This is a genomic window from Amycolatopsis sp. cmx-11-51 (assembly GCF_047608665.1).
Classification (GTDB): domain Bacteria; phylum Actinomycetota; class Actinomycetes; order Mycobacteriales; family Pseudonocardiaceae; genus Amycolatopsis.
Window position 1 is genome coordinate 800972 of the sequence record NZ_JADNQO010000002.1, and the last position, 21821, is coordinate 822792.

The 21821-nt window shown below is 68.8% G+C and carries 23 protein-coding genes; 11 read left to right on the plus strand and 12 right to left on the minus strand.

Annotated elements, in window-relative coordinates; all coding sequences use genetic code 11:
• Nucleotides 1-32: 32 nt before the first annotated feature.
• The gene (locus ACM6LU_RS12665; RefSeq protein WP_414937808.1) at nt 33-971 is read right to left on the minus strand and encodes a GlxA family transcriptional regulator; all 939 of its coding nucleotides are present in this window, start codon (nt 969-971) and stop codon (nt 33-35) included.
• A gap of 92 nt (nt 972-1063) precedes the next feature.
• Between ACM6LU_RS12665 and ACM6LU_RS12670 the strand changes: the two genes are divergently transcribed.
• The 3 genes from ACM6LU_RS12670 to rnhA all read left to right on the plus strand — a co-directional run bounded on the left by ACM6LU_RS12670 (nt 1064) and on the right by rnhA (nt 3273).
• Complete coding sequence (locus ACM6LU_RS12670) at nt 1064-1483, plus strand: DUF6010 family protein (RefSeq protein WP_414937809.1); 420 nt, start codon at nt 1064-1066, stop codon at nt 1481-1483.
• Between the two features lie 84 nt (nt 1484-1567).
• The gene (gene dinB, locus ACM6LU_RS12675; protein ID WP_414937810.1) at nt 1568-2758 is read left to right on the plus strand and encodes a DNA polymerase IV; all 1191 of its coding nucleotides are present in this window, start codon (nt 1568-1570) and stop codon (nt 2756-2758) included.
• Nucleotides 2759-2784: 26 nt separating this feature from the next.
• A complete protein-coding gene (gene rnhA, locus ACM6LU_RS12680) occupies nt 2785-3273 on the plus strand; it encodes a ribonuclease HI (protein WP_414937811.1) in 489 nt (162 codons plus the stop codon).
• Here rnhA and ACM6LU_RS12685 read toward each other — a convergent pair.
• The 4 genes from ACM6LU_RS12685 to ACM6LU_RS12700 form a co-directional block, all read right to left on the minus strand.
• Nucleotides 3270-3941 carry a hypothetical protein gene (locus ACM6LU_RS12685; protein ID WP_414937812.1) on the minus strand — a complete coding sequence of 224 codons (672 nt, stop codon included), beginning with the start codon at nt 3939-3941 and terminating at the stop codon, nt 3270-3272. The two genes, rnhA and ACM6LU_RS12685, sit on opposite strands and share 4 nt — an antisense overlap.
• A gap of 196 nt (nt 3942-4137) precedes the next feature.
• Complete coding sequence (locus ACM6LU_RS12690; RefSeq protein WP_414937813.1) at nt 4138-4632, minus strand: hypothetical protein; 495 nt, start codon at nt 4630-4632, stop codon at nt 4138-4140.
• Nucleotides 4629-6041, minus strand: coding sequence for an ATP-binding protein (locus tag ACM6LU_RS12695; protein ID WP_414937814.1), 1413 nt, complete (start codon nt 6039-6041; stop codon nt 4629-4631). Before ACM6LU_RS12695 ends, ACM6LU_RS12690 begins: the two co-directional genes overlap by 4 nt.
• Entirely contained in the window at nt 6038-6730 is a 693-nt protein-coding gene (locus ACM6LU_RS12700; RefSeq protein ID WP_414937815.1) for a response regulator, read from the minus strand. The genes ACM6LU_RS12695 and ACM6LU_RS12700 overlap by 4 nt, the downstream gene beginning before the upstream one ends.
• Nucleotides 6731-6840: 110 nt before the next feature.
• Between ACM6LU_RS12700 and ACM6LU_RS12705 the strand changes: the two genes are divergently transcribed.
• Nucleotides 6841-7788, plus strand: coding sequence for a phosphatase PAP2 family protein (locus ACM6LU_RS12705; RefSeq protein ID WP_414937816.1), 948 nt, complete (start codon nt 6841-6843; stop codon nt 7786-7788).
• 209 nt (nt 7789-7997) lie between these two features.
• On the opposite strand, the gene ACM6LU_RS12710 is transcribed toward ACM6LU_RS12705, so the two are convergent.
• Nucleotides 7998-9506, minus strand: a complete 1509-nt coding sequence (locus ACM6LU_RS12710; RefSeq protein WP_414937817.1) for a GGDEF domain-containing protein — start codon at nt 9504-9506, stop codon at nt 7998-8000.
• Between the two features lie 140 nt (nt 9507-9646).
• Here ACM6LU_RS12710 and ACM6LU_RS12715 point away from each other — a divergent pair, with 140 nt between their 5' ends.
• On the plus strand, nt 9647-10867 hold the full coding sequence (locus ACM6LU_RS12715; RefSeq protein WP_414937818.1) for a cytochrome P450 family protein: 1221 nt from the start codon (nt 9647-9649) through the stop codon (nt 10865-10867).
• Nucleotides 10868-10963: 96 nt separating this feature from the next.
• On the opposite strand, the gene ACM6LU_RS12720 is transcribed toward ACM6LU_RS12715, so the two are convergent.
• Nucleotides 10964-13246, minus strand: coding sequence for an ATP-binding protein (locus ACM6LU_RS12720; protein WP_414937819.1), 2283 nt, complete (start codon nt 13244-13246; stop codon nt 10964-10966).
• Between the two features lie 455 nt (nt 13247-13701).
• On the opposite strand from ACM6LU_RS12720, the gene ACM6LU_RS12725 reads away from it, so the two are divergent.
• Nucleotides 13702-14637: a DMT family transporter gene (locus tag ACM6LU_RS12725; protein ID WP_414937820.1), complete on the plus strand. Its 936-nt coding sequence runs from the start codon at nt 13702-13704 to the stop codon at nt 14635-14637.
• Here ACM6LU_RS12725 and ACM6LU_RS12730 read toward each other — a convergent pair.
• Complete coding sequence (locus ACM6LU_RS12730) at nt 14562-15041, minus strand: GNAT family N-acetyltransferase (protein ID WP_414937821.1); 480 nt, start codon at nt 15039-15041, stop codon at nt 14562-14564. The two genes, ACM6LU_RS12725 and ACM6LU_RS12730, sit on opposite strands and share 76 nt — an antisense overlap.
• A 153-nt stretch (nt 15042-15194) precedes the next feature.
• Here ACM6LU_RS12730 and ACM6LU_RS12735 point away from each other — a divergent pair, with 153 nt between their 5' ends.
• A complete protein-coding gene (locus ACM6LU_RS12735) occupies nt 15195-15395 on the plus strand; it encodes a hypothetical protein (RefSeq protein WP_414937822.1) in 201 nt (66 codons plus the stop codon).
• 21 nt (nt 15396-15416) lie between these two features.
• Here ACM6LU_RS12735 and ACM6LU_RS12740 read toward each other — a convergent pair whose 3' ends face one another.
• Both ACM6LU_RS12740 and ACM6LU_RS12745 read right to left on the minus strand, forming a co-directional pair.
• Nucleotides 15417-15776, minus strand: a complete 360-nt coding sequence (locus ACM6LU_RS12740) for a VOC family protein (RefSeq protein ID WP_414937823.1) — start codon at nt 15774-15776, stop codon at nt 15417-15419.
• A gap of 36 nt (nt 15777-15812) precedes the next feature.
• The gene (locus ACM6LU_RS12745; RefSeq protein WP_414937824.1) at nt 15813-16424 is read right to left on the minus strand and encodes a TetR/AcrR family transcriptional regulator; all 612 of its coding nucleotides are present in this window, start codon (nt 16422-16424) and stop codon (nt 15813-15815) included.
• 109 nt (nt 16425-16533) lie between these two features.
• Here ACM6LU_RS12745 and ACM6LU_RS12750 point away from each other — a divergent pair, with 109 nt between their 5' ends.
• The 4 genes from ACM6LU_RS12750 (at nt 16534) to fgd (ending at nt 20230) form a co-directional block, all read left to right on the plus strand.
• The gene (locus ACM6LU_RS12750; protein ID WP_414937825.1) at nt 16534-17757 is read left to right on the plus strand and encodes a lipase family protein; all 1224 of its coding nucleotides are present in this window, start codon (nt 16534-16536) and stop codon (nt 17755-17757) included.
• Between the two features lie 19 nt (nt 17758-17776).
• Entirely contained in the window at nt 17777-18304 is a 528-nt protein-coding gene (locus ACM6LU_RS12755) for a hypothetical protein (protein WP_414937826.1), read from the plus strand.
• Nucleotides 18305-18348: 44 nt separating this feature from the next.
• Nucleotides 18349-18825 carry a DIP1984 family protein gene (locus ACM6LU_RS12760; RefSeq protein ID WP_414937827.1) on the plus strand — a complete coding sequence of 159 codons (477 nt, stop codon included), beginning with the start codon at nt 18349-18351 and terminating at the stop codon, nt 18823-18825.
• Nucleotides 18826-19225: 400 nt separating this feature from the next.
• On the plus strand, nt 19226-20230 hold the full coding sequence (gene fgd / locus ACM6LU_RS12765; RefSeq protein WP_414937828.1) for a glucose-6-phosphate dehydrogenase (coenzyme-F420): 1005 nt from the start codon (nt 19226-19228) through the stop codon (nt 20228-20230).
• A 355-nt stretch (nt 20231-20585) separates the two neighbouring features.
• Here the strand turns inward: fgd and ACM6LU_RS12770 are convergent, their stop codons facing one another.
• Together ACM6LU_RS12770 and ACM6LU_RS12775 are read right to left on the minus strand one after the other, a co-directional pair.
• Nucleotides 20586-20792 carry a hypothetical protein gene (locus ACM6LU_RS12770; RefSeq protein WP_414937829.1) on the minus strand — a complete coding sequence of 69 codons (207 nt, stop codon included), beginning with the start codon at nt 20790-20792 and terminating at the stop codon, nt 20586-20588.
• 199 nt (nt 20793-20991) lie between these two features.
• Nucleotides 20992-21405, minus strand: coding sequence for an SsgA family sporulation/cell division regulator (locus ACM6LU_RS12775; protein ID WP_414937830.1), 414 nt, complete (start codon nt 21403-21405; stop codon nt 20992-20994).
• Nucleotides 21406-21821: the final 416 nt, after the last annotated feature.

Below are 21821 nucleotides of genomic sequence, written 5' to 3' on the forward strand. Positions count from 1 at the left end.
GAAGCCCGGCTACCGGCAAGAACCGTTCCCGCTCAACGGAAAGCGCGTCGATAGGTGACCGGGCTGACGCCGGTCGTGCGCTTGAACCGGTCACGGAACGAGGTGGGCGAACCGAAACCGACCTCGGCGCCGATCCGCTCGACGGCGTCCTGGGTGGTCTCCAGCAGATGCTGCGCCTGCCGGATCCGCGTCCGGTGCAGCCACTGCAAAGGCGTCGTCCCGGTCTGTTCGCGGAAGTGCCGGATCAGCGTGCGGGTGCTCAGGCCGGCGCGTGCGGCGATGTCGGCGAGGCTGAGGTCGCGCGCGAGGTTTTCCTGCATCCAAAGCAAAGTGGGTTCCAGCGCCGCGCCACGGGGAGCCGGTGGATGCCGCAGCGCGATGAACTGCGCCTGACCGCCCTCGCGTTCCAGTGCCATCACCGAAAGGCGGGCGGCGTCGGCCGCGATCGCGGAGCCGTGGTCGCGGCGGATCAGGTGCAGGCACAGGTCAAGACCCGCGGCGGCGCCCGCCGACGTCAGGATCTGCCCGTTGTCGACGTAGAGCACGTCCGGGTCGACGTCGATCGCCGGGTGGGTCTCGGCGAGCAGGTCCGCGGCGATCCAGTGGGTGGTGGCGCGGAGGCCGTCGAGCAGTCCCGCGGCGGCGAGGATGAAGGTGCCGGAACAGATCGAAGCGATCCGGGTGCCTTTCGCCGCGGCCGACGTGAGCGCGTCGCGGACGGCTTCCGGCACCGGCAGCGTCGGTTCGGCGGTGCCAGGGACGATGATCGTGTCGGCCTCGCGCAGGGCCTCCAGGCCCCACGGCGCGCGCAGGGTGAAGTGGACGGCGTCGACGTCCGGGTGTTCGGCGCAGACGAGCACCCGGTACCCGGCGCTCCCGTCCGGTAGCCGGGTCCTGGTGAAGACCTCGATGGGTGTCGACAGGTCGAACGGGATCACCTGGTCCAGCGCGAGCACGGCGACGGTGTGCATATCCGCAATCTAGCGCGCGCGTGGCGAGATCCCGTTGGAAGGCGGCGTTCACGCCACTGGGGGCGGGCGCCGTCCGGTTCTAGCGTCGAGGCATGACGATCATCGCGCCGATCCTGGTCGGCCTCACCTACGTCGTCCTGATGTCGCTCATCCACGAACCGCGCCGCCGCCGCTTCAACGCGATCATGATCGCGGGCGCCGGCGCGGCCTACGCCAGCGGTGGCGGGCTCGGCATCTGGGAACCGGTCTTCACCGCGGTGATGGCCTACGTGGCGTACCGCGGCCTCGAGTCATGGACGTTCATCGGCATCGGCTGGCTGCTGCACACCGCCTGGGACGTCGTGCACCACCTCAAGGGCGCCCCGATCATCCCGTTCCTGGACGATTCCTCGTTCGGCTGCGCCATCTGCGACCCGGTCATCGCGATCTGGTGTCTCACCGGCGGGCGCTCGGTGACGGATTTCCTCCGCACGCGTGTCGGTCCTCGCCGCGCGCGTTCGTCGGTCGGGTGAAACGACCGCGTCCCAGCCTGGTCCACCGTTCGACTGAAGCGGGGGGTCTTGGCTGGTAGGCCGCCAAATGCGAACATGTGTTCTATGACGATCGAGGGCCCCATCCTGCACGCCGACCTGGACTCGTTCTACGCGTCGGTCGAGCAGCGTGACGACCCGAGCCTGCGCGGGCGGCCGGTCATCGTCGGCGGCGGTGTCGTGCTGGCGGCCAGTTACGAGGCCAAGGCGTTCGGCGTCCGCACGGCGATGGGCGGCGGCCAGGCGCGGCGGCTGTGCCCGGACGCGATCGTGGTCCCGCCGCGGATGCACGCGTATTCGGAGGCGAGCAAGGCGGTCTTCGAGGTCTTCGGCAACACGACACCGCTGGTGGAGGGCATCTCGATCGACGAGGCGTTCCTCGACGTCGGCGGGCTGCTGAGGATCGCGGGCACGCCGAGTCAGATCGCCGCGAAACTGCGGAAGGACGTCCTGGAGCAGGTCGGCCTGCCGATCACGGTCGGCGTCGCCAGGACGAAGTTCCTCGCCAAGGTGGCCAGCGGTGTCGCCAAACCCGACGGGCTGCTCGTCGTGCCGCACGACGGGGAACTGGAGTTCCTGCACCCGCTGCCGGTCGAGCGGCTGTGGGGTGTGGGCAAGGTGACCGCGCGGAAGCTGCGCGAGCGCGGCGTGACGACGGTCGGGCAGATGGAAGGGTTCGGGGAGAAGGAACTCGTCCGGATGCTCGGCCGCGGCGTCGGAGCCCACCTGCATGCCTTGTCCCACAACGATGACCCTCGGCGGGTGCAGACCGGTCGTCGTCGCCGGTCGATCGGGGCGCAGCGCGCGCTCGGCAGCAGGCCGCGGACGACGGCCGAACTCGACGCGATGCTGCTGGCGCTGGCCGATCGCCTCGCCCGGCGGCTGCGCGCGGCGCATCGCGTGTGCCGGACGGTCGTGCTGCGGATGCGGTTCGCCGACTTCACCAAGGCCACGCGCTCGCACACCCTGCTGGAGGCGACCGAACAGACCGGCGCGATCGTCGCGGCGGCGCGCGACCTGCTCGCCGCGGCACGGCCGCTGATCGACGAACGCGGGCTCACGCTGATCGGTCTCGCGCTGACGAACCTGACGAAGGACGACGCGATTCAGCTGGCCTTGCCGTTCGGGGCGAAGCCGAGGGACGCGCTCGATTCGACACTCGACACCGTCCGGGACCGCTTCGGCGCGAAGTCCATCACGCGGGCGGTCCACCTCGGGCAGGCCGAGGAGCCGTGGGTGCCACTGCTGCCGGACTGAGCCCGTCCAATCGCTAGGGTGTCCCGGTGGCGGAAGCAGCAGTCGAGATCTACACCGATGGCGCGTGCAGCGGGAATCCCGGCCCCGGCGGCTGGGGAGCGGTGCTGCGGTACGGCGACGTCGAGAAGGAGATCTACGGCGGGGACGCCGGGCCGACCACCAACAACCGCATGGAACTGACGGCGCCCATCGAAGCGCTGGAAAGCCTGAAACGCCGGGTCACGGTGAACCTCTACACCGACAGCACGTATGTCCGGAACGGCATCACCAGCTGGGTGCGGAACTGGAAGAACAACGGCTGGATGACCTCGGCCAAGACGCCGGTCAAGAACGCCGATCTGTGGCGCCGTCTCGACGAAGCCGCTTCACGGCACGACGTCGAATGGCATTGGGTCAAGGGCCACGCCGGGCACCCGGAGAACGAGCGAGCGGACCGGCTCGCCGTCAAAGGCGTGGAAGAGGTCATGGGACGGCCTGTGGTCCAGCCCGGCGAGCGGTCCGCTCGACGTCGTTAACAGCTGACGTTGACCTTGGCGCTCTTGGAGAACGACACGTGGACGTGGTCCATGTGGTTGGCGGTCGCGCCGCCGCGATCCTCCATGGTGTCCCAGCCGCTGCCGTCGTTGTAGCGCTGACGCCAGATGACGTAGGCGACGCCGAAGTCTTTCTGGTTCGCCAGGAGGTAGTCGGCGATGGCGTTGCCGGTGGCGGTGTCCACCATGAAGTCCAGCGCGAGGCCGGAGGGGTGGTCACTGGCGTTCGCGCGGCCGGCGACGCCGCCGACGTCCTTGACGCCGAACTTCGCCTTGACGTGGTTGCCGACCTGGGCCACGTGTGGCTTGGTGCCGGCGAGGCTGGTCGAACACGACGCCGTCGCCGCGGGCACGGTCTTCTTCACCGGGGCGGGGGCCTTGCTCGACGTCGTCGGCTTCGGGGGAGCCGCGGTGGTCGAGGGGGGCGGGGTGGTCGTGCTGGAGGGCGGGGTGCTGCTGGCCGACGGCGGGGGAGTCACGCTGGAGACCGGGGGAGCCTGCAGCGCGAGCGCGGCACTGGCCGCTTCGACGTCGGGGGAACCCACGGTGGTCAGCCACATCGACGCCGGGAGCGCCGTGGCGACCGCCGCCGCGATACCCGCGGGGAGCTTCCACTTCGGGGCATGGGTTTTGCGATGTCTGCCGGCCATTTCTCTGATCACTCACCAATTCGGGGACGGGAACTCGCGTCGGGGGCCGCGAGCTCCGGGCAACATTACGAAAAGGACACGGCAATGTCACGCACGAGTGTGCTCGCCCACAGTTACCTTGATCGGTGAACCAAACAGGGCTCACAGCCGTACAGACACAAGAAGCGCTTTAATATGACCACTGTGAGTGACGAGTTCAGTCCGCTTTGCAGGATTGGAAGTACATCTGCCCGTCCGGCGAGGTCACGTTCACTCCCTGGGAGCGTGCAGCCCGTCCAATCGCCGTCGCAGCCGCGAGCGTGGTGCAGATCAGCTGGTTGATGGCTTGGTTGGACAGTTTTCGCATGCTGAACGGCAGCACCATCGACGCCGGGTCGCCCGAGTACACCTCGACCCGTCCCATCTCGGGCGGGATGAACGTGGTGAGTCCCTGTGCGGCTTCCCGCTCCGTCGGTCCCTTCATCAGCAACGTGATCGCGCCTTCGGGGGAAATGAAGCCTTCGCTGGGCCGGGTCACCGGGATGACCCGGCCCTCGGAGACGAAGTACAAGGTCAACCCGCCGACGACCGTCGGCCCCGAGGTGGCGCGCAACGACGGTCCCGGTCCCGCCGGGATGACGCCGGTGGGCTGGACGCCGCAGCCCGCCACCAGCATCGCCGAGGCGAGGGCGGTCAGAAGGGTTTTCCTCATCGCGTCCCTCCTTCGGCCCGATGCGGCAGGCGCAGGACGAAGCGGGCGCCCTGGCCGGTGTTGCCCGCCGTGATGTCACCGCCGTGCAGGCGGGCGTTCTCCAACGCGACCGCCAGGCCCAGCCCGCTGCCTTCGGACCGGGCGCGGGAGCTGTCTGCCTTGGTGAACCGGTCGAACACGTGCGGCAGGACCTCGGGGTCGATCCCCGGACCGTGGTCGTCGACCCGCAGGGTGACGCCGTCGTCTTCGGCGCGCAGGTGGACTTCGATCGGGGCTGCGCCGTGCCTGAAAGCGTTGCCGACGAGGTTGGCCACGATCAGGTCGAGCCGTCGCCGGTCGACTCGCGCGGTGACGCCCTCGGGCAGGTCGGTCACCAGGTCTTCACCGTCCCGCCAGCCCCGGGCGTCGAGGCTGTCGCGGATCGCCGTCGCGAGATCCCATTCGTCGAGTACGAGTTCGGCGCGGCCCGCGTCGAACCGGGAGATCTCGACCAGGTCCTGCACGAGCCGGGTCAGCCTGCGGGTCTCGCCGGAGACCAGCCGCGCGGCGACCGCGGTGTCCGGCGGCAATGCCTCCGCGTCCTCGTCCAGGACGTCGGTGACCGCGTTCATCGCCGCGAGCGGGGTGCGGAGTTCGTGCGAGACGTCGGCCACGAACCGGCGGGCATCGGCCTCCATGGCCCGCAGCTCGCCGACCGTGCGTTCCAGCTCGGCGGCCGTGTTGTTGAAGGTCGTGACCAGTTCGGCCAGCTCGTCGGACCCTTTGGCGGGCAGCCGGACGTCGAGCCTGCCCTCGCCGAGCTGGGCCGCGGCGGTGTTGAGCGCCCGTACCGGCCGCAGGACCTGCCTGGCGGCCAGCAACGCGAGCGCGGCGGCGAGCGGAAGGGCCAGCGCGGCCATCTGCCAGGCGTACTTCGCGAGCTCTTCGATGGCTTGCTGCTGCTGGCCGAGGGAGGTGAGCGAGTACACCTGGAGCCCGCTGCGCCCCATCAACCCGTTCGGCTGCCGTGCCAGCACCGGCATACCGACCAGAAGCTCGGGGATGGCGTCGCGGTCAAGGCGCTGGAACTGGATCCGCTCGTCGTTGGCGACGGTCTCCCTCAGTTCGGGGGAGAACGTGGTCAGATCGGGTCCGGTGACCGACCGCGTGTCCCGGTAGACCGCGACGGCGTTCAACCGCAGGCTGCCGGCGAAGTCGTTGAGCTGCTCCTGGGTCGGCGGCGTGGACAGCGGGCGGCCGTAGGCGGCGACCCGGTCCTTGAGCTGGTTCATCGCCGCGTCCTGGACCGCTTCGAGGATGGCGTTGCGGGCCGAGACGTAGCTGGCCCCCGCCGCGGCCGCCGCCCCGATGATCGTCATCGCCGCGAAGGCGAGGATGAGTCGCGGCCGCAGCCCGGAGAGCAGCCTCATGAACGGCCGAACCGGTACCCGAAACCGCGGACGGTCTGGACGTGGTCGGGTTTCGCGGGCACGTCTTCGATCTTCGCGCGCAACCGCTGGACACAGGCGTCGACCAGCCGCGAGTCGCCGAGGTAGTCGTGATCCCACACGGCGGAAAGGATCTGCTGGCGGCTGTAGACCTGTCCGGGCGTGCGCGACAGCTCCAGCAGCAGTTTCAACTCGGTCGGAGTGAGGGAGACCGGCTCGCCGTTCTTCGTGACCACGAGCCCGGCCCGGTCGATGACCAGGCGGCCGTGCCGTTCGGCGGCGGTGTCGTCGGCGTTCGCGGGCTTCTCGCTCACCGCGCGCCGCAGCACCGCCCGGATGCGGGCGTCGAGCACGCGGGGCTCGATCGGCTTGGCCACGTAGTCGTCGGCGCCCGCCTCCAGCCCGGCCACGATGTCGAAATCGTCGCTGCGGGCGGTGAGCATGATGATCGGCACCTCACCGGCGGCGCGGATGCGGCGGCAGGTCTCGAAGCCGTCGATTCCGGGCAGCATGAGGTCCAGCACGACGATGTCGGGCTGGAACACCCGCAGCTTCTCCAGCCCGAGCTCACCGCTTTCGGCGGTGTGGACGGTATGCGCCTGACGGCGCAGCGCGAGTTCCAGACCCTCCCGGACGGACGCGTCGTCTTCGATCAAAAGGACACTTGCCACGTCGTCATTATTCGGATATCTCCGCGCGTGTGCGACTCGGCTCGATCTTGTAGCAGAACCATGACATTGTCCGGACGTCATCGCTAAACGGCGTGGGGACAGTGAGATGCATGGCCGTACTCACCCACGAAGCGAAGCCCGCCCACACCCACCGTCCGCAGCCGGGACGGCACGCCGAGACCAGGCTCACCCTGTCCAGGGCCGTGTTCCAGCTCGTCACCGGACTGGGACTGGCCGTCGCGTTCGTGGTGACGTACGTGCTCTTCGTGCACACGTCGGCGGGGCAGCTCGCGGAGAACGGCGTCGTCCGCAGCGCGCAGTCCGGCCGGTGGTCCACAATGGACTGGGCGGGCCCGCTGCGGGAGCAGGACATGGTGCTCGTGCTCGGCATCGCCGCGATCATCCTGGTCGCCCTGGCGTCGCTTCGCCGCAGACCAGGCCTCCTCGTCCCCGCGCTGAGCGTCCTCGTGCTCCCGCTCATCACGGCGCAGCTGCTCAAGCTGTACGTCCTCGAACGCCCCGAGCTGCCCGACGGTGGTTACGGACCGGCCCACAACAGCTTCCCGAGCGGACACGTCAGCGCCGCCATGGCGATCCTGATGGCGCTCGCCTTCGTTCTGCCCCAACGGTTCCGCCCGGTGATCATCGGAATGGGCGGCGTCGCCGTCGCCTGGGTCGCGTCGTCGACCATCGCGCTGGGCTGGCACCGGCTGAGCGACACCGCGGGCGCCTGCCTTCTGGGCGCGTCGTTCGCCTGCCTCCTCGCCGCCTGGCTGACCACCCTGCGCCGGGATCTGCGCCGCACGCCCGCCTGGATCGTGGCGATGGCCGCTGTCCTGCCGACGGCGCTCGTGCTGATCGGGTTCGCGGTGCTGAGCACGGCGACCGACGGCGCCGCCCAGTTCGTCGCCGCACTGGTGCTGGCCGCGCTGGCCGCGGTGGGCGTCGTGCTGATCGCGCTGTGGCCGCTGCGCGGTTCCGCGTTCGAGCGGCGGGCCGTCGTGGAGACCAGGGTGATCGACGACCTGCTCGAGACTCGCCTCGTGACCCGCCGCTGACGCGGGTCGTCCGAGGTGCCCCGAATGTCACGTATGGGACGGTTACGTCTCATACGTGACATCGGTGTTTGGGGGCGCCGGTACCGAGTCGGTCACCTCACAACGGCGGCGCGTGAAGGCGTGGGAAGCGCAACCTCGCCGCGTGAAGGACGCTTTCCCCGCATGCCATGCGGCGAAAGTCCCCATCGCCCCGTACTCAAGACAGTCCTTCACCACTCGCGCCGCGAGTCCCCGGCCCGGCTCAACGGTGGCGCAGGAACCCGCGGTGAAGGAGGATTCACCGCCAAAGCCGAACGGGCCAGCACGACCCGGTTCCGCCCACCCCGCTTCGCCTCGTACATCGCCGAGTCCGCCGCACGGAAGAGCTCGCCGTAGTCCGTGGAGTTCTCCGGCGAGAGCCCGACGCCGATCGACACGGTGCACCCGTAGGTCGGCCCCACCGCACGGGGTTCGTTGGTGGCGTGCCCGCTGGCGAGTTCCGTCAGGCCGGTGATCGCGGTGGCGGCGACGGCCGCGCGGATCCGCTCGGCGATCCGCATGGCCTCCACCCGCGTGGTGTCCGGCAGCAGTACGGCGAACTCCTCGCCGCCCCAGCGCCCGACGACGTCGGAGGCGCGCGTGTTCTGCCGGAGTACCGCGCTGACGCAGCCGAGCACGATGTCGCCGCCGGAATGCCCGTACTTGTCGTTCCACTGCTTGAAGTGGTCGAGGTCCAGCATCAGGAACGCCGTCGGCCGCCGGTCGGTCTGATCTTCCAGCAGCCGCAACGCCGCCGGGGCGTGGAAGGACTCCTCGGTCAGCAGCCCGGTCTTCCGGTCGCGCTGGCTGCGCGCGATCGTGTCCGCCAGCGCCTGCGAGAGCCGGGTCGAGCGCAGCGCCACGCCGATCATCACCAGCGGCACCAGCGCGATGTTGACCGCGCCGAGGATCGTGGTGCACGCGGCGAGTTGCAGCGCGTAGACGAAGTCCGCGTTGTCCGCCCAGCTGCCGACCAGCTTCTGCCGCCGCCAGCCGCCCCATGCCAGGCCGCGCGCGATGCTGATCAGAAGCGTCTGCGACCCGAAGTACCAGAGCGCGGTGCCGACCAGCGCGACGGCGGCGTACACGATGTCGCCCGCTCGCTGGGGGAGCGTGCCCGATGCGAGCCAGGTGTGCAGCGACGTCAGTTCGGTGATCGTGTGCACGCCGAGCATGGACGCGGCGTGCGCGGCGGTGGTGAAGAGGAACGTCGTCATCGCCTTGTGCGCGATGGAGTACCGCTGCACGCGCACCATCAGCAGCAGCGCGAGCGACAACGTCGGCGGCAGCAGGACGGCCGCGCTGCCCAGCCAGACGGCGGTCTGGTCGATGTGCTCACCGCGCCGGTCGTCGGCGCGCCGCTGTTCCTCGGGATGCTGGGTCTGGATGAGATACCAGACGGCACAGCCCGCGATCACGCCGAAGCGGACGAGGTCCGTGGTCGTGACAGTGACCTTGAAGGCGCTGTAAAGGGCCCAGATCGCGACCGCGATCTCGGTGCCGAGCATCCAGAAGACCGCCGCGGGCGGCAGGCGCCACAGTTCCCACCCCGCCGGATGCCGCAGGGTGTTCGAGGCTCGGCCACGAAGCCGCCAGACGCGGGCGGCGGCGAGACCGACGGTGTCGGCGAAACTCCGTGGCGAACCGCCGGGCCGCTCGGAGACCTGCTTGCCCAACTCGCTGACGAGGGCCACCTCCATCCGTTACGCACCGCACCCGCTTCGATCTTGCTGGTCACCACAAGGGGGTGACAGGGGGACCGCGTTGACGATCGCGTGAGACAGCCCAATACCTGCGTTCGCCGGACGCGAAACCGCCTCAAACTGGCAGGGTGGCTCGTATGTCCGATGCCGCATACGACGACACCGCGGTCCCTGTGCTGTTCGGCCCGGAGTTCGACAGGGATCCGTCGCCCGCCTACGAATGGTTGCGCGTGAACGCCCCGGCGTTCCGGCTTCCGCTGCCCGGCGACACCTGGACCTGGCTGCTGACCCGGCACGCGGACGTCGTTTCCGCGATGGCCGACCCCCGGCTGTCCAAATGCCCGTCCGTGGCCGCGGAACACTGGCGCAAGGCCAATCTCGGGTTGCCCGCCGACCACCGGCCGACGCTCATCGGGCATATGAACAACGTCGAGGGCGACGAACACGCGCGGCTGCGCAAGGCCTGCGCCGGCGCGTTCGGCCCGCGGCGATTGCAGCACATGCGCGACCGCACACATCAGCTCGCGAACGAGCTGCTCGACCCGATCCTGAAACGCGGCGAGGGCGATCTCGTCGAAGATTTCGCGTACCCGCTGGGAATCCGGTCGATCTGCGAACTGATCGGCATCCCGGACAGCCTCCTGGACGAGGTCCGCCCGCCCGCGCTGGTGGTCGCCGCCGGCGACGTCACCGACATGCCGTCGATGCTCAAGGCGACCGACGACCTGGACAAACTGCTCGCCGACGTCGTCGCCCGGAAACGCGCCGAACCCGGCGCGGACCTGATCAGCGACCTGCTCACGCAGGAAGCCGACGGCAAGCTCACCGAAGAAGAGGTCGCGGCGACGGCGTTCCTGTCGCTGATCGCCGGGCACGAGACGACGATCAGTCTCATCGCCTCCACCGCGCTGACCCTCATCACCCATCCCGAGGAGGCGGCCCGCGCCCGCGACGACGGCTCCCATCTGACGCTCGTCATCGAGGAGGTCCTGCGCCGCGACACCCCGCTGCAGAACACCAGCTGGCGCTTCGTCACCGAGCCGATGGAACTCGCCGGGCAGCGGATGGAGGCTGGCGACCCGATCCTGTTGTCGTTGCTGGCGGCCAATCGCGACCCGGAGGTCCACCCCGAACCGCTCGCCTTCCGCCCGGGCGAGCGGCCGGTGCGGCACGTGGCCTTCGGGCTCGGCCCGCATATCTGCATCGGCGCCGCGCTCGCGCGGATGCAGGCGTCCGCGGCTTTGGAGACGCTGTTCGCCCGCGCGCCGTCGATGACGCTGACCGTGCCCGAAGACCGGCTCGTGTGGTGGCCGAGCGCCATCACCCGCGGCCTGCACAACCTGCCCGTGAAGCTCTAGACGGCGGGAGCTGAAGGGGACCATGCCCGCATGCGATGCGGTGAAGGGCGCTTTCACCGCATCGCATGCGGGGAAAGTCCCCTTCAGCTCCCCGCTCTAGGCGGCGCCTTCGAGGCGGCCGCGCAGCACGCTCGCCTTTCGGTCGTCCAGGTCCATGACGAGCTGGAGCGCGTCGCGCCAGACCGTCATGGCCTCTTCGGTGCGCCCCTGCGCGGCCAGCGCGCAACCGCGTTCGTCGAGCGCGTCGGCCTGGCCCCAGACGTCGCCGCAGTTCCGGTAGGCGGTGAGCGCCTGCTCGCAGTACCCGAGCGCCTGCTCCGGATCACCGAAGCGGCGGCAGGTCCTGGCGAGCGGCACCAGCGCGAAGCCCATGCCGTGCTGGTCGGCGTCCTTCGCATACGCGTCGAAGGCGCGAAGCCCGTGGTCGAGGGCGAGGTCTCGTTCACCGAGGTCGCGGTAGGCGCGGCCGAGGTGGACCCGCGCGGTCGCTTCACCGAGCTGGTAGCCGATCCGGGCGTTCACCGCCACGCTCTGTTCGATCAGCCGCACGGCTTCGGCGTAGTCCTCCCGTTCGTGCGCGATATTGCCGAGCCCCACCAGCGCCCAGCCAAGGCTCGGATTCTCGCCGATCTCGCCGGAGATGTCGACGGCCTGGCCGTACAGCTCGTGCGCACGGTCGAGGTCGCCGCGCCGCCGGTGCGCCTCGGCGAGGTTGATCGCCGACCACGCCAGCCCGCCGAGGTCACCGCCCGCCGTCGCGGACTCGATCGCGACGTCATGGCTGGAGATCCACGTCTGCCACGGCCTGCCGAGCAGGTGGTAGTCGAACATCTCCACCGGCAGCCGCCAGCCGATCTCGTACAGCCCGTGGTCCAGCGCCAGCCGCGCGACGCCGGTGATGCTCGGCATCTCCGACGCGCACCAGATGTAGGCCTCGTCGAAGGTGTCGAACCGGATCGGCTCGACACCTTCGGGGGCGGGGCCGAGGTCGATGTGGTGATCGCGGGCCGGCGTCAGCGTCCAGCTCGCCGCGTTGGCCGCGTAGAGGTACCAGTGGGTCAGCCGGGATACCGCGGCCTGCCGCTCTTCCCGCCATTGTTCGGAGGCGGCTTCTTCGGCGGCGTAGACGCGGAGCAGGTCGTGGAACCGGTAATACTGAGCGCCGACCTGCTGGACGAGATGCGCCTGCACGAGTTTGTCCACGAGCCGTCGCGCGTCGTGTGCGGGCAGCCCGGCGAGCGCGGCCGCCGCGTCCGCGGTGAACCGCGGGCCGGGGTGGAGGCCGAGCAGCCGGAACATGCGGGCGGTGTCGGCCTCGAGCGCGCGGTAGGACCAGCTGAAGGTGGCCCGGACCCCGACGGCGTCGTCGTCGACCGCGAGCAGTTCCAGCCGCCGTCCCTCGGCGACCAGTTCGCGGGCGAGGTCGCCGACACTCTGATGCGGATGCGTGGCGACCCGTTCGGCGGCGATGTTCACCGCCAGCGGTAGTGCCGCGCACAGCCGGACGAGCCTGTTGACGCCTTCGGGGTCGCTCGCCGCGCGTTCGTCGCCGATGAGGTCTGCCATGAGCCGGGTCGCTTCGAGTTCTTCCAGCGGGTCCAAGGAAACCTGGACCGCGCCGCTGCCGACGACCAGTCCCGAAAGCCGTCGCCTGCTGGTGATCAGCACGGTGGTGTCGGGGGTGCCGGGCAGTACCGGCCGCACCTGGTGCGAGTCGAGGGCGTTGTCCAGCACGACGAGGGTGCGCTGGCCGCGCAGCAGGCCGCGCAGGAGCGCGAGCCGCATGTGGTCCTCGGCGGGGATGCGGTCGGGGCGGACGCCGACGCAGCGGAGGAGGTCGTCGAGGATGTCCGCGGGTTGCGCGGGTGAGCCCGCCGCGTAGCCACGCAGATCCGACCAGAGAACGCCGTCGAACTCCTCCTGCCGCCGGTTCGCCCATTTCAGCACGAGCGCGGTCTTGCCGACTCCGGGCGGCCCGGCCACGAAGACCACTTTGGCCGGTCCGGCGAGTGCTTTCTCGTCGAGCAGGGCGAAGTGCTCTTCGCGGCCGACGAAATGACTCGGTGGCGGGGGAAGATGAACGTACGGTTCCGCGCGGGCGGCTTCGGCGAGCACGATCAGCGTCCCGCCCGCCTCCAGCGCGCGATCGCAGGCTTCGGCGAATTCAGCACTCGGCGGGGTCAGGCCGCGTTCGGCCCGGCTGATGAGACTCTTGTCGACATAGGCGAGTTTCTGGAGCTCGCGCAAAGCCAGTCCTTTGGCCTGCCGCCGTTGGCGCAGCGCGCGTCCGAAAGCCCACGCGGCCGTCGAAACCGGCCTGGGTTCCGCCCGTGCTTTCCCGGTCTCCCCGGATCTGGCCGAGCCGGAATTCTCGGTCACCAGAAGCACCTTTCTCCCTGCCCGCGGCAGATCGTGCCACAACGGCGCGACGGCCGGCAGGGCCATCTGCCGAACCGCCGCTGGGCGGAACGGCTCCGCGTGAGACAACCTTCCCATTACATGGGTCACAAGACGGCCACCGGGTATACGGAGGTGCGAAGACAGCCCCCAAACTGTGCGAGAACGCGCCCGTTCCCCACCGGCGCACCAGTCGAAAGGGAGGTGGATCATGCGCGACCGCGAAATGTGAGCAGGCCCTGTTCCGCCTTGCGAACAACCGGGCGAGTATTGATCTCCTCGCTTGCCGGTCGTGGTCGTCTTTTCCCGGCGGCCACGACCGTGACCCTTCGGAACATGTAGGACCGCTTAACGTCGGTGTAGATCTTTTCACTTGTCCTGATGAGTCGTCCGAGGCAGCTTGGAGAGGTATCGAGCGGCCCGGCGAAAGGAACGAAGTGAGCATCGGCGCGCCAGGAACCCTCGTCCGGATGGGCGTTCTCGCCCTGTTGTGGGGATCGGGGTTCCTCTGGATCAAACTCGCGTTGGCCGGGCTCTCGCCCATCCAGGTCACCGTCATCCGCTGCGCACTCGGCGCGGCCGTCCTTCTCGTACTGAGCCGCTGGGCCGGGCAACGCCTTCCGCGTGAGCGCCGGATCTGGGGCAGGCTCCTCGTCGCCGCCTTCTTCTGCAACGCCCTGCCGTTCGCGTTGTTCGGCATCGGTGAGCTGACCGTGGATTCCGGCATCGCCGGCGTGATGAACGCGACGACCCCGTTGTGGTCGTTGCTGATCGGCATCGGGATCGGCAGCGAACGCCGGATCACCGCGATCCGCGGTGGCGGGCTGATCCTCGGTTTCGCCGGCATCCTGCTGATCTTCGCGCCCTGGCAGAAGAGCGGCCTGCTCGGCTGGGGGACGCTGGCCCTGCTCGGTGCCGGCATCAGCTACGCCATCGCTTTCGCTTACCTGGGCCGGAAACTCGTCGGGCAGGGCGGCCCGATCGCGCTCTCCGCCGCGCAGTTGCTGACCGCCACCGTGCTGAGCGCGCTCGCGCTGCCGTTCGACGCCTCACCGACCGGGCCGCTGAACGTGACCGCGTTGGTCGCCGTCGTCGTTCTCGGGATCTTCGGCACCGGCATTACCTTCTACCTCAACTACCGGCTCATCGAGGACGAAGGCGCGACCTCCGCGGCGACCGTCGGCTACCTGCTGCCGGTCGTCTCGGTCACGCTGGGCGCGATCGTGCTCGACGAGGAACTCGGCCCACGGGTGCTCGCCGGGATGGCGGTGGTGCTGATCGGAGTCGTCCTGACGCGCTACGTGAGGTCTTCGGCGAGCAAATCCATCAGCAGCCCGTCGTGCCAGCCGTCGCCCTCGGTGTCGCGTTCGTAGCGGCGCAGCACCCCGACCTCCCGGAAGCCGACGGACTTGTAGCAGCGGATCGCGGCGTCGTTGTCCACTGCGGGATCGATCACCAGCCGGTGATGTCCGCGTTCGTGCACCAGGTGGCTGGCCATCGCGCGGACGGTGTCCGTGCCCAGCCCCCGGCCGTGCGCCGCCGGGTCGAGGAAGAGGTCGAGCGACGCGTGCCGGTACATCGGATCGTCCTCTTCGCCGTACTGGACGAAACCCCGGACGACACCCTCCTCCAGGACGGTGAAGCGGGCCGTCGTGGGATCGTCGAACGGCCAGGTGGGGGAGTCTTCGACCGAACCCCAGCGCGCCCTGACCTCGGCCGTGCCGCGGATTCGGCGCAGTTCCGGGACGTGGGCTTCGGTGACCGGGGTCAGGATCACGATCTCCCCGCGTAACTCGGTGATCAGTTCCCCGCTCCGTCCGCTCGTCCGAATGGCGCCATTCTAGGGAGAAACCCACCGGGACCGCACGAAGACAGGGGGTCTTCTCAGCCTGGATCGGGTATCAACGACAGGGAAGACGGAGGTGGGGTCATGGGGAACCCGTACGAGGAACTGCGCCCGGCAGGGGAACTGGTCGAAGGCGGGGCGACGGCCGTGCGCGCGGTGGTGCTGCGCAAGGCGACCGAGGCGGTGGTCGCGAACGCCCGCGACGCGACGGATTGCCGGATGCTGCTGGAGATGCTCGGGCTGCACTCCCGGCCCGCGGCCCGAGCCGACGACAAGGCCGCCTGAGTCCACTCCGGACCGGGCGCTTCAGCGCCGGGGGAGGACGCAGAACTCGTTGCCTTCCGGATCGGTCATGACCACCCAAGGGTCCGCCTCGGGGTCGTCGACGATCTTGGCGCCGAGTGACACGAGCCGGGCGACCTCTTCGCGCTGGTCGAGTTCGACGGGAGCGATGTCGAGGTGCAGCCGGTTCTTGTCGGACTTCTCCTCGGGCACCGGCTGGAAGAGAAGACTCGGGACGTCCGGGCTCTTCAGCTCGACGTAAGTCACTCCGTGGCCGTCCGTCCACCGCTCGGTTTCGGGAAAGCCGAGTGCTTCCTTCCAGAACGCGGCCAGCGCTTCGGCTTCACGGCAGTCGACGGCGACGGCGAGCATCCGGGTTCGCATCCCTTCAAGGTGCCACGGAAGGGCGAGGTTCGCCGATCAGGTGGGGCGCGGCGTGATCAAGAGCCGCAGGACGTCGGTGAAGAGCGTTTCGGGGACCGCGTCGGCGTCCACCCCGCGCTCGACGGCGAGGCCGTTGGACAGCGCGAGGATCACCACAGCGAGTTGTTCGGCCGGAAGCGGCAATTCCACCGAGTGCGCCCCGGCGGCCTTGCGGATCGCGCGGGTGATGGCCTCCCGCAGCCGGGCCCGGCGTTCCGCGAAACCCGCGTGGATCGCCGGATCCCGCATCGCCAGGCCCCAGTACTCCAGCAGCAGCCGGTGCCAGGTGGCGTCGGTGCCGATTCCGCTCAGCAACCGCGCGCCCGCCTCGGCGGTCGCCTCCTCCAGATCGGCGATCTCGTCGAAGACCGCGGTGGCGGTGCCCATCCGGTCGACGATGTGCTCTTCCATGATCGTCAGCACCAGGTCGTCGCGGCCGCTGAAATTCGAGTACACGGCGCCTTTGGTGAGCCCGGCTTCGGCCGCGATGTCGTTGAGCGAAGTCCCCGCGATGCCTTGGCGGGCGAACACGGCGGTCGCCGCGTCGAGCACGCGCCGCCGGGTTTCGGCCCGGCTCGGGCGGGTGCGCGGAGGACGGGAAGCGGCCATAAATCCGGAGGGTACAACCCGCTGAACTCGAACTCCGGACATTGACTGTGATCTGGCTCATATGGTAGGCAGGCAACTCGATACCGCTCGGTATTGAGTTGGAGGTCCCGTGTTCGCAGTCACCGTCGATGTGCGCCGCGCCATGGCCGTCCTGGCCGCGGCCTTCGTCGCCCTCGCCACCCTGGTGGTCGCCGCACCACCCGTCCGTGCCGCCGATTTGCCACCGAATCCCCGGAACGATCCCTTCTACGCCCAGCCGTCGCCGTTCCCTGACGTCGCACCGGGCACCGTGCTCGACTCCCGGCCGGTCATCGTCCGGGCGCTCGCCCTGCCGCTGCCGATCCGGGCCTGGCAGGTCAAGTACAAGTCCACCGACACCCGGGGCAGGCCGATCGCCGACGTCGCGACCGTCCTGCAGCCGCTCGTCCCACCGCCGGGGCCGCGCAAGCTCGTTTCGTACCAGACCGCGCAGGACGGTCTCACCACCGATTGCGCGCCTTCGTACGTGCTCCGGACCGGGCTGGCCCTGCCCGCCGAGGAACTCGCCCTGATGGTGCCGCTGCTCGCCGCCGGGCACACCGTCGTCACCGCGGACTACGAGGGCCCCGATTCACAGTGGACGGCCGGGCTCAACACCGCGCACGGTGTCCTCGACGGAATCCGTGCGGCACAACGCTTCGCGCCCGCGCGGCTGAACGGCGCGGCCACACCGACGGCGTTGATGGGCTACTCCGGTGGTGCGCTGGCGAGCCAGTGGGCCAACGAGATCCAGCCGTCGTACGCGCCGGAACTGAAGTTCGCCGGTGTCGCGGCGGGCGGGGTCCCGGCCGACATGGGATACATCGCGCGGCAGATCGACGGCGGGCCGCTGTCGGGTGTCTACATCGGAGCGGCCGTCGGACTCAGCCGGGCGTATCCGGAGATCGACCTCGAGACCCTGCTCAACGCGCGCGGCAAGGCGGCTTTCGTCGAGGTCGGGAAGCAGTGCATCGACCGGTTCAGTGTCGGGCAGGCGTTCCGTCGCATGGCCGACTACGTGACCGTGCCGGAACTGCTCGACGTCCCGGCGGTGAAACAGGTGATCGCCGAGAACGTCATGGGCGGGCACAAGCCGGGCTCGCCGACGTACTTCTACCAAGGGATCTTCGACGAACTGACACCGATCCCACCGGTCGACAAGCTGGTCGCGAAGTACTGCGCGGCCGGGGTGAAGATCAAGTACGACCGGATCCCCGTCGGCGAACACGTCACCGTGGCGGTACAGGGCGCACCCGGCGCGCTGGCCTACGTCAACGACCGGCTCGCCGGGAAACCGGTGCCGAGTTCCTGCTGATCACCGGCATACTCGCCTGATGGCTTTCTTCGACATCGAGGGTTACGAACCCGTGTGGCTCTTCGGGCTCAAGACGATCCGGAGGGCACACGGGGACCGGTTGCGCGCACTGGTGGGCAAGCGGCTCCAGTGCGTTTACCTGACCTGGTATGTCGAATACGGCGAGTGGCTCCAGGACGCGCCTGTCGTGGTGGACTTCGGTGACGAGCGGCTGGAGGTCACGCACTGGAAGTTCGACGAGCTTTCCCTGACCTGGAACACGATCGACCCGTACGGCAGGTCCGAATGGGACTGGGGAGACCCGGCGGAACCGAGCCCGCTCCGGTGGCGGCAGGACATCTACCCCGAACTGTCCGCTTTGGAAGGTCAGGTGCTCCAGGACGTCGAACTGCTCGAATCCACGTACAAGGGCGTGGCCGGGAGCATGGTCGCACTCGGCTTCGTCTTCCCGCGCGGCCGGTTCACCGTCTTCAACGCCATGGACGAGAACGGGCTCGAGTACACGGAGCCCGGTGCGGACTACCGGAAGCATTCCCTGGCAGGCTGAAAAACCGGATGCTTCGGCCGCCGATCTCGGCGATACTTCCCGGCATGTCCCGGATCAAACTGGCCGAAGCGCTCGCTTTGCGCGCCGACGCGACGAAGAAGGTGGAGGCGTTGCGCGCCCGGATCGTCGACAACGCGCGGCACCAAGAGGGCGAGGAGCCCGCGGAGAACGCGGCCGCCCTGCTCGTCGACGCCGAAACCGCGCTGGGCGAACTGGAATCGTTGATCCAGCGGATCAACCGGACCAACGCCGCGACCCCGCTCGGGGAAGGCACGATCACCGACGCGATCGCGCGCCGCGACGTCCTCCGGCTCCGGCACGGCGTCCTCACCGCGGCCGCCGACGCCGCGGCGGGCCGCAACCAAGGCGGCTACGGACGTCAGCTCCGTTCGGAACTCCGGTATCTCTCCGCGCTCCCGGTCGCGGAACTGCGGTCCCGCGCGGATCGGGTCGCGGGGGAGATCCGGGTGGTCGACGTCGAAATCCAGCGCACCAACTGGGAGACCGACCTCCTGGACTGAACGTGGAAAGCAGGTAGCCCTCCGGGAAGCGGGCACAAGCCGAGAGCCGGCGGTTCACCGGCTCACCTCCTGGCACGTGGCGGGCAGCGTGGGGTTCGACTCCCCGATCACAACTCCGCCCAGCACGACGCACAGGTGACGGCGCAAACGGCACAGCTCATCACCACGTGCCGGTCCCGGAAGGCGAGGGTGGGTACGGGGCCTTTCCACGTTCCGCAAGTAGTCCTCTAATTGCTGCGCGCTCCGCCGAGCCGCAAGTAGTCCTCTGGTTGCGGTCGCATTCCCGTCATCCGAGTGGTGTTCCTGACACCCTCCGCCTCGTCGAGGCATGGGCGGACCTGATCGACTCTGTGCCAAGGTGAAGAGCGGAACAACCCCAAGAGCCCAGGCGGTGACCCGGATGGCACTGAAGATCGGTTACAAGGCGTCGGCCGAACAGTTCGGCCCGCGCGACCTCGTCGAGTACTCCGTGCTCGCCGAACAGGTCGGGCTGGACAGCGTGATGGTCAGCGACCATTTCCAGCCATGGCGGCACCAGGGCGGGCACGCGCCGTTCTCGTTCGCGTGGATGGCGGCGGTCGGCGAGCGCACCGAGCGGGTCGTTCTCGGCACCAGTGTGCTGACGGCGACCTTCCGCTACAACCCGGCCGTGGTAGCGCAGGCGTTCGGCACCCTCGGCAGCCTGTACCCCGGCAGGGTGCTGCTCGGTGTCGGCAGCGGTGAGGCGCTCAACGAGGTAGCGGTCGCCCGCATCGAATGGCCCGCGTTCAAGGAACGGTTCGCGCGCCTGCGCGAGGCGATCGAACTGATGCGCAAACTGTGGTCAGAAGAGCGTGTCACGTTCGAAGGCGAGTACTACCAGACCACCGACGCGACCGTGTACGACCGTCCCGAGGGCGGCGTGCCGATCTACATCGCGGCCGGCGGTCCGGTGATGGCGAAGTACGTCGGCAAGCAGGGTGACGGCTTCATCTGCACCAGCGGCAAGGGCATGGACCTCTACACCGAGAAGCTGCTGCCCGCGGTCGCGGAAGGCGCGGAGCAGGTCGGCCGGAGCACCGGCGACATCGACAAGATGATCGAGATCAAGCTGTCCTACGACCCGGATCCGGCGCAGGCGCTGGAGAACACCCGGTTCTGGGCACCGCTCTCCCTGACGCCGGAGCAGAAGGCGGGCATCGAGGACCCGGCCGAGATGGAGAAGGCCGCGGACGCGCTGCCGATCGAGCAGGTCGCGAAACGCTGGATCGTCACGTCCGACCCGGCCGACGCCGTCGAGCAGATCAAGCCGTACGTCGAGGCGGGCTTCAACCACCTCGTCTTCCACGGCCCCGGCCACGACCAGGAGCGCTTCCTGCGCTCGTTCTCCGAACAGGTCGTCCCTGGTCTCCGCGAACTCGGCTGATCCGGTACGGGTGGCGGCACCGGTCGCGCGGCGCCGCCACCCGGCTGGTGAGACCTCGCCGACCGTTCCGGTCGCCGCTGGGTTTCCTTTCGTCCGTGCCCGCGCTTTCGGCATGGCCATCCCGACAATCAGGCGCATCGGCGCCCTCGGGGTCGACGCGGGTTTCGGCGATGGCCGCGGTCACGAGGACAGTGCGGCGATGAACTCGGCCTCGATCAGCAGATCACGTACGACAACCGGTATGAGATCGGCGAGGAGTTCCTCGCCGAACCGTCGCCACAGCGGACACCGGTGTTCCTTCGCCGCCAAACACGCCGAGCTGTGTTCATCATGGGCATTCGACCGACGTCCGCCGTCAGGCGGCGTAATTCGGCCGCGATCCGAGAGCGTCGAGTTCTTCGCGCTCGTGACCCCGATCGTCGCCGAGACCGACGAAGCCGCGTTCACCTTGTTCGGCGGGTGGACCGGAATCGACCTTTCCGGCTATTCGCTGATCGAGATCCTCGAACCCGTCGGTGATCGACCTCGTGGTGCCGGAAGGCGAGACCCTGCGGGAGAGCATCCAGGAACCCGGTCAGGTGCGGTTTCGTGACGACCACCCAGGCGCCCGTTACCGCCGCGATTAGTCCTCTAGTTGCGGTCTCGCGCGCCACCGCGACGACGGGGTCCATCGCCGCGTCGCGGGTCTGCCACCCGCCGAACTGTGTCGTCCGGCGGGCCGATGACGACCGGGAAGCCGTCGAAGCGTTCGTCCAGGTCGCTCAGGACTCGGTGACGAGCTTGCCGAGTTCCTGCTCGAAGTCGAACCATTCCGGCTCGGAACCGGCGGGCACCACGTCGTAGGTGAGGTCGAGGAACTCGGCCAGCTCCTGCGCCGGAGCTTCGAGCACCGCGCTGCCGTCGGGCGCGCTGAGCGCGAAAATCACGATCGAGGCGTCGTCTGCCGGGCTGATGATCACGTCGCCCTCACCTGATGGGGTGAGGAGGCCGTCCGCGAGCAGGTCACGGCCGAACATCCAGCGGACCGTCCCGCCGCCCGAGTGGTAGGCCACCACAACGGCGTAGGGGTCTTCCGGGTCGTACTCGAGATCGGCCTGGACGGGGAGTGGGTCCGCACCGAAAGTGCGCAGACCGAAGACGATCGTCCCCCGGATGAGGTCAGTTTCCTTGTCCAACGCTTCAGCCCCTTACGTTCGGTTGCTGTTGATCTTCAGCTATGGATAACGCAATGTGAAGCCTTTTCGTGACCCGAGTCGACAACTTTCACACGTTCGGCTGAGAGCTGTGTCTCATGTGCTCACGGACGGTTCCAGCCGTGTACGTGCGGTGAGCAAGCGGGATAAGCGATCATCCGTGCAAAAGAAAGAGATTCCGCACGTGCATATTCCGGTGAATGAAAATAGCCAACCATTCGGCGGATGGAATCGGTATTCTTCGAGGTTAGCATCGGCACTGCGTCGTTCGCTAAATTCGGGAGTCCGACGTGGCCCCGTTCTGGACCTCGACGAGCTTGGTCGTTGCGGATCGGGGAGGAGATCGAGTAATGGGTGTGCGAATCACCGTCACCATTCCGAAGGAAGAGCTCCGGAGG